Source organism: Pedobacter montanisoli, from assembly GCF_022809115.1.
GTDB lineage: Bacteria > Bacteroidota > Bacteroidia > Sphingobacteriales > Sphingobacteriaceae > Pedobacter > Pedobacter montanisoli.
In genome coordinates this window covers 179,563-193,046 of the sequence record NZ_JALGBH010000001.1, presented here as the reverse complement: position 1 = coordinate 193,046, position 13,484 = coordinate 179,563, and the positions used below count along the sequence as shown (strand labels likewise).

The following is a 13,484-nucleotide window of genomic DNA, read 5'->3' as shown; positions in this document are numbered from 1 at the left end:
TGCACTGGCGGTTTAAAGTGTCAGATTGCCAGTGCAAAATCAAATTTATCCATAAGTTATTATATGTAGATAAAGTATCAATGATGTCTTACGCTATCCAATAAAAAGAATTACGAGGTTTGTTAATTTTAGAATATGAATAGATGATTAAAATAAAACTCAAAAAAAGAAGGTATAAGTTAAGCTATTTCGTGGGGCCACTGTTTGTTATAATGTTTATTATGGATATTTTTTTGCAAACAGACCACACTTGGAGATCTTACTCTTATTTCTTTCTTGGAGTTTCTTTTACATTATTTCTTTTCCTTGATAGGGAAGCTAATTATATTTTAATTGATGATGAAAACTTTGTGGTACTAGGGAGATTTTTTTCTAGACGTATTAACTTAAACAAAGTTACTGATTGCGAAATTAAGGAAGATGTTTTAAAAATAATTTGCAATGAAAAGGCAACATTTGTTAATCTAACCTTAATTGAACATAGGTCATCGGAAGAGCTTATCTCTTTTCTAAATCAAAGTAAGTTAAAACAAATCTTAATATATGCTTAGAAGATAGCTTACCTTTTTTTAACCGAAATAAGAAATCTAATTCAAATAACAGCCTGGTTTTAATACAGGCCAGGCTGTTATTTGCCTAAAAAATCAACCAACTAAACCAAAAACTAACTGTTATGAAGAAACTTTTACTCTTATTAATACTAGCATTTTGTACATCGGTGGTCGATGCGCAACTTACCTACAAGAACATAATTATAGGTACAAATACTTCAGCCAACGGACGGGCTCCGCAAACTTCGCACAGAAATACCAAATGTGTTTACTATATTCCTGCATCAGAAATGTCAGATGGGGGTGTAGGAGCAGGTACTCAACTGAAAGGCATTGGTTTCAGTTATAAAGATGCCACCGCTGCAATGACTGCAACGGGTAATTTAAAGATCTATCTTCAGAACACTACTGATGCAGATTATCAAAAAGGAACCAGTTTTAGTGCGGCCATAGCCGCAATGACAAAGGTAAGTGATGGTGCTGTTACCTTAACATCAACAGCAGCTACCGATTTAGAATTTCAAAACGGAGATGCTTTTACCTATACGGGTGGGGGCTTGTATGTAGCTTTTGAGTGGAGTAATGCTGGTACCTTGGGTACTGCTAACACCGCTTTCTGTAACAATTCGCAGATAAATGGAAAAGATGGTTTGTTCTCTTCTTCATCAACATCTAGTGCTACCGGAGCAAGTAATACCATAGCTACCAGTCCTTTTCGTCCCTATACACGTTTTGCTTATCAGCTACCGGCTAATGATGCAGGAGTTTCATCTGTATATGCAATGAGCACCGCACCGGTAAATGAGGGCTTGCAAAAAATAGCTGCTAGGATAACAAATAATGGACTTGCCGTACAAAATAATATTGATGTTACCCTAACGATTACAGGAGCTAATACTTTTACGAGTACCAAGAATATTGCAACACTGACATCTGAAGCATCAACAGTGGTAACTTTTGATGATTTTGTACCTACAGTTAAAGGTACTAATACCATTAATGTAAGCATAAGCACTGCTACAGATGACAATAGTGCTAATAATAGCCTTCAGGTTTCACAAGAAGTAACAGATGGCAGATTTTCACATAATATTGGTATAGCTTCTTCGGGGGCCTATGGTTATAATGATGGTACTGGTGTTTATGCGGCCAAGTATAAAGCTAATGGTACAGTTAATGTAAAAGCGCTCAAATTTAAGGTAGGCAACGATGCAGATAACAGTATAGGAAAACCTATACAGGCTGTACTTATTAATAGTGCTGGTGTAACCCTGGCAACATCAGCCATATATAATATAGAAGCTGGTGATATTGATAAGTTTTTGGTTTTAAACTTTACTCCGGCTAATGCAACCCTAACCAACGAAGAATTTTATGTAGGTGTGGCGCTTATGGGAGATGGAGTAAATAAGTTTTACCCTATAGCTGTACAGCCGGAGAGTCCGGTAAGGCCAGGTACTTTCTATTCTACAGGAAATGCCTATGATAGTGGAGCTACCACAACTTTTGGCAGTACATCGGTTAAGCCAATGATAGAGGCGATAACCTCTAATGCGGTTCTAAATAGCAATATCACTACGGTAAATGCTGTATATGCGTTAGGTAAAAACCCACTTGCACTTGGTGCAGGTGAAATAATGCAAGCTGTTATTACTAACGACGGTGAAACTATTATGAATAATGTACCGGTGAATCTTGCCATATCAGGAGCAAATACTTTTGCCAGTGCGCAAACAATAGTGAAGTTAGGTGCAGGCCAATCGGCTACGGTGTCTTTTGGAGCATTTACTGCTGCAGCCAAAGGAACTAATACTATAACAGTAACTTCTAATAATGAAACGGCCAAAGCATTGAGCATTAATCAGGTAATTACCGATGGAATTTTTTCTTATGCCAATGAAGCACCGCGTACCTCAAATTATGGTGCATCAAATGGTGATATTATTTTTCTTGTAAAACACAGCTTAACAGGAACAAAAAAAATTAAAGCTGTTAGGCTTAGAATTGGTTCTAATGCCGCAAATACAGGTAAAAGCATATATGCTGTGCTAGCTGATGGAAATGGAAATGTTGTAGCCCAATCAGATAGTTATATTATACAAAGTACCGATTTGGATACGGATAAAGATTTCTTACTGCAAACTCCTACTACCATTACCAACCAAAATTTTATGGTAGGAATAGCATTAGAAACTGCACAACAATTTTACCCTATCGGTGTGCAGACAGAAAATCCGGCCAGAACAGGGGCATATTACACCAGAGCACGTACCAGCAATACATTATCTCTTAGTTCAGCACTCTATAGATATATGATTTCGGCTATAACAGAAGATGAAGTGTTGCCGGTAACCATTAGTACCTTCACCGCCAAGCTCAATAATAACAAAGTAAACTTAAGCTGGACTGTGGGCATAGAAACAAATGTAAACCGTTATGTGGTTGAGCGCTCACAAAATGGCACAGACTTTATAAGTGTGGCAGAAGTAGCGGCTAATGGCTCATCAAGTTATGCAGCTTTAGATGTTAAGCCAGAACTGGGTGTGAATTACTACCGTTTAAAAGGAGTGGATAACGATGGAACAATAAGCCCGTTTAATGAACTGAGATCCGTTAAGGTTATTTCATTAGCAGTACAGGAAGCACAGATTTATCCAAATCCATTAGTGGGTAATACACTTAAGGTTAGTTTGGTAAACTACATCAAAGGAACATATAATTACAAATTAACCAATGTGGCAGGTAAAGTAATACAGAAAGGTAGCTTTGATCATAATGGTTCAGAAAGCAGTTCGATTGCATTTAACAGTCAATTGCCAAAAGGTGTTTATGTTCTTCAGATTGTACACGGATCGGAAGTTATTCAATCTAAACTGGTTAAGCAATAAATCAAAAACAATTATACATAACTGTCATATCATTAAGGCGCTCTCTTAATTGATGTGGCAGTTTTTTGTTTACCGCTAAAAATATTTACATGCCCCCTATACCTTTTATTAAAAAACAATCTTTGAGCCGTACTATTTTTTTGTCATGGTTCTTTTGCATGACATTATTTCAAATAGCCTCAGCTCAGGATAATAAATCACTTACAACTAATACTGCTTTTTTGAGGCAAAATGGTAAAGATTTAGCCAAGGTAATGAATAAAGAGCGTAAAAAAGCCTGGGATATAGCCAAACAAAAAGGATGGGCCACATTTAGAATAAGCAAGCAGGGTAAAATCATACAATTGGTAGGAGTAGATAGTGAAGGCCTGCCTATATACGAGGCAACAACCAATGAAACGGCTGCAGGTACTACTCAAACGAATAAGCTATACACCGGAGGTATTTTGGGGTTAAACCTCAATGGAAGTACTATTCCCAATAACAAGGTGGCCTTATGGGATGGTGGTTCTGTTTTAACTACCCATCAGGAGTTTACAGGTTCACGAATAATAGTTAAGGATGGTGCGGCAAACGCTTCGCATGGCACCCATGTAGCAGGTACGATTGCTGCAGCAGGCATAAATAGTTCGGTCAAAGGTATGGCTTACGGCTTGCCACAACTTTTATCCTACGATTTTAATAACGATAATTCTGAAATGTCTTTAGAAGCAGCAAATTTGTTGTTGTCCAATCATTCATACGGCCGTATAAGTGGCTGGAGTTATAACGATGTGAGCAGCAGGTGGGAGTTCTACGGGCGATGGGGAGATAATGAAGATTATAATTTTGGTTACTACGATAGTAAGGCCCAAACCTGGGATAATATATGCTACAATGCACCTTACTATCTGCCTGTAAAATCGGCAGGCAATAACCGTAATGACAACGGCCCTGCTGTTGGGGCAAACTACTATCGTTATAATACTGCTGGAGCAATGGTAAATGCAGGAGCAAGACCTGCGGGTATGAGCAATAACGATGGTTATGATATTATCCCCAGTTACGGAACGGCAAAGAATATTCTTACCGTAGGTGCAATATATGGCCTGAAATACGGTGCTTCATTATCAAGTGAGATCATGATGTCTAGCTTTAGCTCATGGGGACCAACAGATGATGGACGTATTAAGCCCGATCTGGTAGCCGATGGGGTTAGTGTGATTTCGGCAAATAATACCGGTAACGACCGATACGTTACCATGTCGGGTACATCTATGGCTGCTCCTAATGTAACAGGTTCATTGGTATTATTACAAGAACTTTATTTTCAGAAATATGGAGCATTTATGCGTTCGGCCTCTTTAAAAGGCTTGGCCATTGCAACTACAAACGAGGCAGGGCCAGGTTTAGGTCCCGATTATCAGTTTGGCTGGGGATTATTGAATGCCGAAAAAGCTGCTAAAGCTATTCTGAACAATGGTACAAAGAGTTTAATTTCAGAACGCGCTTTAACGCAGGGACAAACACAAACTATTCAGGTGGTGGCTTCGGGTAATGGACCATTGCTAGCTACCATTTGCTGGACAGATCCCGCCATTACACCTATATCAACTACTAATGCACTAAATAATCCTACGCTACGATTGGTGAACGATTTGGATATGAGAATAAGTGACGGTGTTGCTACTTATTATCCATGGATACTGGATCCGGCAAATCCGGCAGCGGCGGCAACTACGGGAGATAATTTTAGAGATAATGTAGAGCAGATCTACATTGCCAATGCCATACCAGGAAAAACATATACAATTACCATTGGTCATAAAAATAATTTACAAAGTGGAAGTCAGCCTTTTTCATTAATTGTTACAGGAATAGGCGGTACGGCTTATTGTGCTTCGGCACCTGTATCCAGTACAGATTCTAAGATTACCGCTTTTACGTTGTCTAATCTGATTTATAATGCTGCTGCTGGTTGTACTTCTTATACAGATAATACTGCTCAGACCATAACACTGGAAAGAGGAAAAAGCTATAATTTGAGCTTGTCTTTAGGTACATGTGGTTCAGATTTTAATAAAATAGCCAAAGTATTTATAGATTGGAACGGCGATGGTGATTTCGATGATGCGGATGAAACTGTGGCCTATACAGGGCTTATAAATGCAAATGGCATTTACGGAACAACCATAACAGTTCCAACTACAGTAATACCTAATAATTATGCTTTATTAAGAATAGTACTTTTAGAAACGTCAGCAGCGAATGATGTGCAAGCTTGTGGTACTTATGCCAAGGGCGAAACTCAGGATTATAGGGTTAAGTTTACAGAAACTGCGGTTAATGTGGGCCTAAATGAAATTGTAAGCCCTGTTAATGGAGAAATGGCAGGTCCTGCAAAAAGAATAATGGTTAAGCTTAAAAATTACGGGGCCAATACGGCATCGGCTATACCGGTTAATATTTTGGTAAAGGAAGAAGGAGTTACTGTTGCCACGATTAATGAAACTTATTATGGTAGTATCGCACCTAATAACGAAACCGCATTTCTTCTACAAACCACATTTAATGCACAATCTGGAAAAACCTATACCATAGATGCTCAAACAGCTTTAAGTGGTGATGCCATTACAAGCGACGATCTGACCAGCAAAACCATCACGATTTCTAATGTTCCATCTGTTAGCGATGCAAAAGCTTATTATACGGATGTTACGGGTACCTATTATTTAACCTCTGGACAAAATAACGGTACTTTGTTTTGGTATGATGCAATGAATTCAACGGCTTCGTTTAGTACAGGTAATGCGGTAATTACTACGCAGGCACCTGCTGGCAACAATACCTATTATGTAGGACTTAATAATTACCTGGGTAATATGGGACCTGCAAGTAAAGCTGTATATGGTAGTGGTACTTACGGACAAGCACCATATAACTTATATTTTACAACTAAAGTTCCTTTAAAAATAGAGAGTGCCCGTTTGTACGTAGGCTATCGGGGTGCAGTTACTTTTAACGTTTACGATGCCAATATAGGAGTAAAAGTATCATCTTCCACCATTAGCGTAAATAATACCCGTAATCCGGCCAGTACTTCAACTTCGGCATCAGATGTATCAACTGATATTGGACAAGTATATCAGTTAGATATTGTTTTTCCTTATGCAGGATCTTTTTATATCGTTGCCGAATTTAACAATGGTGCAACGCTGTTTAGAAATAACGGAGCTGCGGGAGCTGCAGCATATCCGTTTACAGAAAATACCGGTTTGTTCTCACTTGTATCACATACAGGAGCAAGCGGCCTTTCTATGAACAATTTCTGGTATTTCTTTTACGATTTAAAGGCCAAACCTATTGGAGAAACCCTTACCACAAAACAAGCTGTAACCTTAAGCAATTTAACCATTACACAAGAAAGTGGTGCTTTGATATCACCTATCGCTACTGGCAATCAATGGTATTTAAATGGCAATCCTATAAATGGAGCTACAGCAGCCATTTATCAACCTGTTCAACAAGGCAATTATATGGTTAAAGTAACTTTGCAAGGTGGATTAACGATTACTTCAAACTTATATCAGCTAAATACATTGCCTGTAAACTTAAACAGCTTTACCGCCAAAGCAGATCACAACAAAGTTATCTTAAACTGGACTGTAAGTACAGAAGTAAATGTGAACCGTTATGAGGTTGAGCGTTTATTGGATGGAACTGATTTTGCAAAAGTAGCAGAAGTAACAGCTAACGGTTCATCAAATTATACCGCAATAGATGTCAAACCAAAATTGGGTATGAATTATTATCGTTTAAAAGCTATAAATAATGATGAAACCTTGAGCTATTTTAATGAATTAAGAAGCGTAAAACTGGAGACCTTAGCGTCAAAAGAAGTAAGAGTTTATCCAAATCCTCTTACCGGTAATGCCATTAACCTTAGTTTATTGAATTATGCAAAGGGTAATTACAGTTATAAACTAACAGATGTAAGAGGTAAAATAATTCAAGAGGGAAATTTTGAGAACAATAATACAGAGAATCACAAGATTGCTGTGAATAGTTCATTACCTAAGGGAATGTATATTCTTTATGTAATTAATGGAAAAGAGCTAGTTCAGGCTAAGCTCGTCAAATAATAGATTGATAAAGTGCAGTTAGGATTAATTAAGAAGAAGGGGCTTTTAAAGCTCCTTTTTTTATACTTAAAAAGGAATTAATGCTTGCCTTTGTTAAATGCCTGTGTATATCTGGGTGCTTAATCTCTAAAAGACAGTGTTTAAGGAGTTTTTGATTTTGTTTATTGTAATTTGTAAATTCAATAACAATCTAAAAAACTATATGAAAACTCAATTAACGGTTCTTTCTCGTAAAGAAATGAAACAAATCTTTGGTGGTTCTGATGGCGATGAACAAAAATTAGTATTATGCCCTATCTGTACTAATGATCCACGATTTAACCCAGATTTTTATCGTTGGTGCGAAAATTGGGAATGTAGTGATGATGCTACACCAGCAGACGATTTTTAAAAAATAAGCCCTTCAATAGGATTTGAAAGGGCTTATTTGATCAGTCAAATGGATTTTAGATAAAGTGAGTATAATTCATTTCTTTTAATCCATAAAAGCTAAAGATTATTCTTCAGGTACAGGATCTTCTATAGGGCAATGCCATTCTAAACAAGGTGGTTCTGAATAGCCATGATAAGGAAGAGGTGCTTCTATGCATAATTTACATAATGCAGGTACTTGATCGTCTCCACCCATAATTTTTTTCATTTCACTTCTGGAAAGTGATTTCATTTTTAAAAGAGCCATATTTGTAATGATTTGATTTAATTAAAATTAACAAAAAATATACTTCATTTGCAACTAATTTTAAGCTAAATACCTACACCGTTATGACATAATTTTTTGTGCCTATAATGAGTTAATACGTATATTTGCAATCATGTTTAAAAAAGCCATTTTTACGTTGCTTGTTCTTGTGATAACTTTTGGCATTATGCCACAAGCAAAGGCTCAATGTTCTATGTGTACCATTAATGCCGAACAAGGCATAAAAAATGGCAATACACAAGGTAAAGGCTTAAACTCAGGAATCTTGTATCTTTTAGCTATCCCTTATTTATTGGTTGCCGGTGTAGGTGTAATGTGGTTCCTCAAGTACAAGAAAAAGCAGCAAAATAATCAACCATTGCTTTAACGCATCGGCTTGGCTATGCAAGATCTTTCATCTTCAAAAACCCCCAAATCACTTGCCTTTATCAAAGGTAAATGCCCGCAATGTCGCAGGGGAAATGTTTTTAGCAGTCCGGCTTATGGCTTTGCTTTGCAAAAAACCAACGAATATTGTAGTCATTGTAACCAACGTTTTGAAATAGAACCCGGTTATTTTTATGCAGCCATGTATGTAAGCTATGCCATGAATATGGCAGAAATGTTATGGGCAGGTATCGTTACTTACTACCTTTTAGACCGAAACTTGGCCTGGGAAACACTTTGGACTTACGTAATCTCCATTTTACTGGTTTCAATTGTTTTATCTCCTTTTAATTATCGTTATTCGAGAATAATTTTATTACATTGGCTATCACCTAAGATAAAATACAAGCCCGAATTAGATGTGGAACATTTAAAACATAAAGCTTAAACTAAAATGCTGAACAAAGCTACTTTCGACTTTTTAAGAGATCTGGCTAAAAACAATAACCGCGAATGGTTTGCCGAAAACAAATTCAGGTATGAAAATGCAAAGCAGGATTTATATCCTCTTATAGCCACTTTAATAGCAGAATTATCTGCAATAGATCCTGAATTTGCCACAGATACGGCCCCTAAAAAATGCCTGATGCGTATTTACAGAGATATTAGGTTTAGTGCCAATAAAGACCCCTACAAATTAAATTATGGCATTGCGTTCGATGTAAAGAACTACGGACCAAAAACGCCGAGTTATTACCTGCATTTACAACCAGGCAATTGCTTTTTCGGATCAGGCTTTTGGATGCCTGAGACCGGTGTGCTCAAATCTGTAAGAGAAGAAATAGATTACAATGGAGATGCTTTTGTAGAAGCCATATCTAACAAAGAATTTAAGAGCCTGTTCACGCTTAGCCAGGAAGATAAACTAAAAAAAGCACCGAAAGGCTATGAAATTACGCATCCTCATATAGAGTATTTAAAGCTGAAAAGTTTTATTGCCATATACCCACTTAAAGAAGAAGACTTTTACAAAGATGATATTGTAGATAAGTTGAAAAAAGCCTTTGGTGCGGTACAACCATTTATTGCATTTTTGCGTTCTGCAGTTGGAGAATAAATATTCATAAAATACATATAACAGCAAGTTAATGAGAAAGCTAAACTTTTTACTATTCGCCTTTATTATTGTTTCTGCCTTAAGTTCGTGCGTGGTGCTCTCTACCAAAAAATATAAATCCTTATTAGCGCAGCAAGACTCTCTCAATATGGGTTGGAAAGGAGCTCAGTCTGCTAATGAAACACTTGAGCAACGTATAAGTCGTTTACGTACAGATACAGCTAAGTTACATAGTGAGCTAAATGATTTAAAAGGCAGATATGCCGAATTAGATGCTAACTATAGTAAGCTGCGTACAAACAGTTCTTCAGAAATCAATAAACTTACCGGAGATTTGGCTAAACGCGAACAGCGTTTAAAAGAAGTAGAAGAGGTTTTGCGTAAGCGCGATGAAGCTACCAATCAGCTTAAAGCAAAACTACAGGAAGCTCTGCTAGGTTTTACCAAAAGTGGACTTACGGTAGAAATGAAAGACGGAAAAGTTTATGTTTCATTAACCGATAAATTACTTTTCCCTTCTGGAAGTATCATTATTGATGAGAAAGGAAAACAAGCACTGGCAGAATTAGCTAAAGTCCTGAAACAGCAACCTGATATCAACATTGCAGTAGAAGGCCATACCGATACACAAAAAATCAGCAATTTAGGACAGATCAAAGATAACTGGGATCTGAGCGTATTGAGAGCAACATCGGTTGTAAGATTCTTAACAGACGAACAAAAGGTTGAAAGTGTACGTATGACCGCAACCGGAAAAGGTCAGTACCAGCCTTTGGCAGATAATGCCACAGCAGAAGGTCGCAGCAAAAACAGAAGAATTGAAATTGTATTATCACCTAAACTGGATGAATTGTACAACCTGATCAAACAATAATTTATAAAAGCTAAAAGGAGAGCTTGTTTAGGAAGCAATGATCTTGTCAGGCTAAGCTCGTCGAAGCCTATTCTCGATGGAGGAGAGGAGCATATTTCGATAAACTCAATATGACAATGATATCACTTTTCAAACAAGCTCTTTTCTATAACGATTAGAAAGGACTTCTAAAATCCTCGAAAGAAGGTAACACCAGATCCTTATCAGATAATAAGAATAACTCAGGGTCTAAATACTGAGCCCAGTTGATATTAAGTGTAACATCATTGTACATTACACCTATTTCACTTTCTTTGCTATAAAATCCGGTAACTTTATAAGTAAAAATAGTATCGTCTTCCAAGGTTAAAAAACCATGTAAAAAGCCTGGAGGTACCCATAATTGCTTGTGGTTATCGCCACTCAGCTCAATGGCAAAATGCTGCCCATAAGTAGGTGAGTTTTTCCTGATATCTACAGCTACATCAACTACACGGCCTTTAATTACACGCACCAATTTTCCTTGTGCAAAAGGTGGGCTTTGTGCATGCATACCTCTCAACGTACCTTTTTGTGAGAATGACTGATTGTCTTGTACAAATGTTAGATCAATGCCTGCATCGGCAAAAATTTTGGTGCTAAAGCTTTCATAAAAATAACCTCTGTTGTCTTTCCATACCTTAGGCTCAAAAATTAATAGGTCTTTTATAGGTGTTTCTAATATGGTCATGGTGTCTGGCAGATTATGGAAGAAATTCCATTAAAGTACTAAAGGTTACAAGTTTTTGGTCAAATTGGGTATAAAGCTGAGCTAAAAGCGTTTGTTCGTGATTTTCTTTGAAATCAGAATAATTCTCTAAAGTTTCGGCAATAAATTGTAAACAATAAGAAACCCCATCGTTAGGAGAGTCTACAATCTTTAAGAAGCGGTTTGAAACAAAGCATTCAGTTTGCATAATCTTGTCAACAAAATTTGCATTAACCCACTGCAGAAAATCAAAGGCGGAATCTGTTTCAACAATAACAGTAATATTATATAAATACATTGAGCAAAGATAAGCTTACGGTATCACATTATCACCACGCAGGTTTCTAAAACGCTTGCGGGCTTCAGAATTGAGCATACTCCCCGGAAAATCAGTAATAAGTTTCTGATATAATTTGGCAGCCTCTTCATTCTGATGCAGTTTCTTTTCATATAAATCGGCAAGCATAAAAATAGCATCATCAATCCAGATACTATCATAGTAATTGCTGATAATGTCGTTTAGCTGTTTAACAGCCAGATCGTACTGGGTGGTCTTTGTATAGATTTTAGCTTTGCTAAGCAAAATATCGTCGCTTAGGCTATTACCCGGATATTTTGAGTGGATACTGTCCAGTTTAGTAAGCGCCTCGGTAGTTTGATTGGTAAATAAAAGCAGTTCTGCATCTGCATACATGATCAAGGCCAAGCTGTCGTTTTTGTTTTGTAAATTATCAGAAATTAGTAGGCTTAAATTCAGGGCATCGTTGGCAATTAGCTGTGAAGTAGATGCTTTTAATACATCTGCTTGTGATTTGGCAAACTTAAAGTTGCCTTGAAAAAATGACAGGCGGGCAGATTTAAAACGAGCTTCACTGCCTATGGGCTGGTTCTCATAACTTTTTGATACTTGTTCATACATCAACAAGGCTTCCCAGGGTTCTTTATTTAGAAGATAGATATCTCCCAGATCAAGTTTAAGCTGAGCTGTTTCCAAAGCTGGTAAATTAGGTATCTTTAAAGCCTGCTCAAGCATGGCTTCGGCTTTTGAGAAACTCTTTAAATGGTAAGCCTCAATGTTTGCCAGTTTTTTGGCTGCAAAAAGTGTTTTAGTGTTTAGTCCATGCTGATTAATGATATCATTAAACTGAGCGGCTAAGCTTTTAAGTAGCGTACTATCTGGTTTGGCATTCATGGCCATTTCATAACGGGCATTAATCAGCTGAATTTGTGATGGTAAATACAGTTCGTTCTGTGATCCTTTGCTCACCAGATACTCATATGCTTTTGTGGCTGTATTGTAAGCATTGTTTGCTAAAAAGATATTAGCAGCACTATAAATAGCCATTCCAGTACCACTGTTTCTTCTATCCTGGGCAATAAGCTGTCTCAAAGCACTTTCATAATCGCGTTGCTGTATAAATTGCCAGGTTAAGAGCGAATTTAAAATATCATTACCTGGATCTTTTTGCAGCTTTTTTAAAATGGCAGACTGTAAAAGCATATAATCTGCATTGTCTTCTAATATAGAGGCCAGTACCGTTTGTGCCTGGTTATATAAAGTAGGTTCTGCTGTAAGTGCATTTACATATTCCTGCACAAGCATAGGCTTGTCTTTTTTATACCTGTAAAGGTTAATCAGTTCATAAATGTAAAGCGCATCATTGTTAAGTATTTTTCTGCCTTGTAGAAAAGCCTGTATAGCTAGGTCATAAGCTTCATATTTATAAAATAAATTAGCCAGATCACGATAAGCATATTCTTCTTTGGCACTGTTTTCAATTGCTTTAAGAAAGATTTTGTTGGCTTCTGTGTTTTTACCCAGCTCAAGGTAAATTTTACCCAGGGCAAGTTGATAGTTTAATTTATCGGGGTATTGCCTGTTCAGCATTTTGGTAAGGTCTTCAGCTTCTTTTAGCTTTTTACCTTTTACAAGGGATGAAAAATAGAGATCAAAATAATTCTCGTTTTTATCCTTATTAAATAGTTTTTGAAATATTTCTGCGGCCTTATCATAGCTGCCCTGCTGGTAATACTGATAAGCTAGGCTTTCTTCAGGAAAACCCTGTGCATAGGAACTAAAGGATAAAACAATGAATAAAAAGGATAATATAATTCTCACAATAGATATTTCAGATCCAAA

General features: G+C 37.0%; 12 protein-coding genes. 8 read left to right on the top strand and 4 right to left on the bottom strand.

Annotated features, from left to right (window positions below):
- Positions 1–143 precede the first annotated feature (143 nt).
- From MMF97_RS00870 to MMF97_RS00855, 4 genes are all read left to right on the top strand, one after another.
- Entirely contained in the window at positions 144–551 is a 408-nt protein-coding gene (locus MMF97_RS00870; RefSeq protein WP_243357634.1) for a hypothetical protein, read from the top strand.
- A 122-nt stretch (positions 552–673) separates the two neighbouring features.
- Positions 674–3,439, top strand: coding sequence for a T9SS type A sorting domain-containing protein (locus tag MMF97_RS00865; RefSeq protein ID WP_243357632.1), 2,766 nt, complete (start codon positions 674–676; stop codon positions 3,437–3,439).
- Between the two features lie 158 nt (positions 3,440–3,597).
- On the top strand, positions 3,598–7,560 hold the full coding sequence (locus tag MMF97_RS00860) for a S8 family serine peptidase (protein WP_243357630.1): 3,963 nt from the start codon (positions 3,598–3,600) through the stop codon (positions 7,558–7,560).
- A gap of 202 nt (positions 7,561–7,762) precedes the next feature.
- Positions 7,763–7,951: a hypothetical protein gene (locus MMF97_RS00855; RefSeq protein ID WP_243357628.1), complete on the top strand. Its 189-nt coding sequence runs from the start codon at positions 7,763–7,765 to the stop codon at positions 7,949–7,951.
- Positions 7,952–8,056: 105 nt separating this feature from the next.
- Here MMF97_RS00855 and MMF97_RS00850 read toward each other — a convergent pair whose 3' ends face one another.
- On the bottom strand, positions 8,057–8,224 hold the full coding sequence (locus tag MMF97_RS00850) for a hypothetical protein (RefSeq protein WP_243357626.1): 168 nt from the start codon (positions 8,222–8,224) through the stop codon (positions 8,057–8,059).
- A 202-nt stretch (positions 8,225–8,426) separates the two neighbouring features.
- On the opposite strand from MMF97_RS00850, the gene MMF97_RS00845 reads away from it, so the two are divergent.
- Genes MMF97_RS00845 through MMF97_RS00830 form a run of 4 tightly spaced genes read left to right on the top strand, consistent with a single transcriptional unit; the run spans position 8,427 to position 10,617 of the window.
- Positions 8,427–8,627 carry a hypothetical protein gene (locus MMF97_RS00845; protein WP_243357624.1) on the top strand — a complete coding sequence of 67 codons (201 nt, stop codon included), beginning with the start codon at positions 8,427–8,429 and terminating at the stop codon, positions 8,625–8,627.
- A gap of 15 nt (positions 8,628–8,642) precedes the next feature.
- Entirely contained in the window at positions 8,643–9,074 is a 432-nt protein-coding gene (locus MMF97_RS00840; RefSeq protein WP_243357622.1) for a DUF983 domain-containing protein, read from the top strand.
- A 6-nt stretch (positions 9,075–9,080) separates the two neighbouring features.
- Positions 9,081–9,743, top strand: a complete 663-nt coding sequence (locus MMF97_RS00835; protein ID WP_243357620.1) for a DUF2461 domain-containing protein — start codon at positions 9,081–9,083, stop codon at positions 9,741–9,743.
- 31 nt (positions 9,744–9,774) lie between these two features.
- Entirely contained in the window at positions 9,775–10,617 is an 843-nt protein-coding gene (locus MMF97_RS00830) for an OmpA/MotB family protein (protein WP_243357618.1), read from the top strand.
- Between the two features lie 154 nt (positions 10,618–10,771).
- Here the strand turns inward: MMF97_RS00830 and rfbC are convergent, their stop codons facing one another.
- The 3 genes from rfbC to MMF97_RS00815 are packed head-to-tail and all read right to left on the bottom strand — an operon-like array spanning position 10,772 to position 13,463.
- A complete protein-coding gene (rfbC, locus tag MMF97_RS00825; RefSeq protein ID WP_243357617.1) occupies positions 10,772–11,326 on the bottom strand; it encodes a dTDP-4-dehydrorhamnose 3,5-epimerase in 555 nt (184 codons plus the stop codon).
- Positions 11,327–11,339: 13 nt separating this feature from the next.
- A complete protein-coding gene (locus MMF97_RS00820) occupies positions 11,340–11,642 on the bottom strand; it encodes a DUF4286 family protein (RefSeq protein ID WP_243357615.1) in 303 nt (100 codons plus the stop codon).
- A gap of 15 nt (positions 11,643–11,657) precedes the next feature.
- On the bottom strand, positions 11,658–13,463 hold the full coding sequence (locus MMF97_RS00815) for a tetratricopeptide repeat protein (RefSeq protein WP_243357613.1): 1,806 nt from the start codon (positions 13,461–13,463) through the stop codon (positions 11,658–11,660).
- Between the last annotated feature and the right edge of the window lie 21 nt (positions 13,464–13,484).

What these genes read in the sequence shown, in the direction of transcription:
- MMF97_RS00870 (WP_243357634.1), top strand. Translation starts at nt 144, where the DNA reads ATGATTAAAATAAAACTCAAAAAAAGAAGGTATAAGTTAAGCTATTTC.
- MMF97_RS00865 (WP_243357632.1), top strand. Translation starts at nt 674, where the DNA reads ATGAAGAAACTTTTACTCTTATTAATACTAGCATTTTGTACATCGGTG.
- MMF97_RS00860 (WP_243357630.1), top strand. Translation starts at nt 3,598, where the DNA reads ATGACATTATTTCAAATAGCCTCAGCTCAGGATAATAAATCACTTACA.
- MMF97_RS00855 (WP_243357628.1), top strand. Translation starts at nt 7,763, where the DNA reads ATGAAAACTCAATTAACGGTTCTTTCTCGTAAAGAAATGAAACAAATC.
- MMF97_RS00850 (WP_243357626.1), bottom strand. Translation starts at nt 8,224, where the DNA reads ATGAAATCACTTTCCAGAAGTGAAATGAAAAAAATTATGGGTGGAGAC.
- MMF97_RS00845 (WP_243357624.1), top strand. Translation starts at nt 8,427, where the DNA reads ATGCCACAAGCAAAGGCTCAATGTTCTATGTGTACCATTAATGCCGAA.
- MMF97_RS00840 (WP_243357622.1), top strand. Translation starts at nt 8,643, where the DNA reads ATGCAAGATCTTTCATCTTCAAAAACCCCCAAATCACTTGCCTTTATC.
- MMF97_RS00835 (WP_243357620.1), top strand. Translation starts at nt 9,081, where the DNA reads ATGCTGAACAAAGCTACTTTCGACTTTTTAAGAGATCTGGCTAAAAAC.
- MMF97_RS00830 (WP_243357618.1), top strand. Translation starts at nt 9,775, where the DNA reads ATGAGAAAGCTAAACTTTTTACTATTCGCCTTTATTATTGTTTCTGCC.
- rfbC (WP_243357617.1), bottom strand. Translation starts at nt 11,326, where the DNA reads ATGACCATATTAGAAACACCTATAAAAGACCTATTAATTTTTGAGCCT.
- MMF97_RS00820 (WP_243357615.1), bottom strand. Translation starts at nt 11,642, where the DNA reads ATGTATTTATATAATATTACTGTTATTGTTGAAACAGATTCCGCCTTT.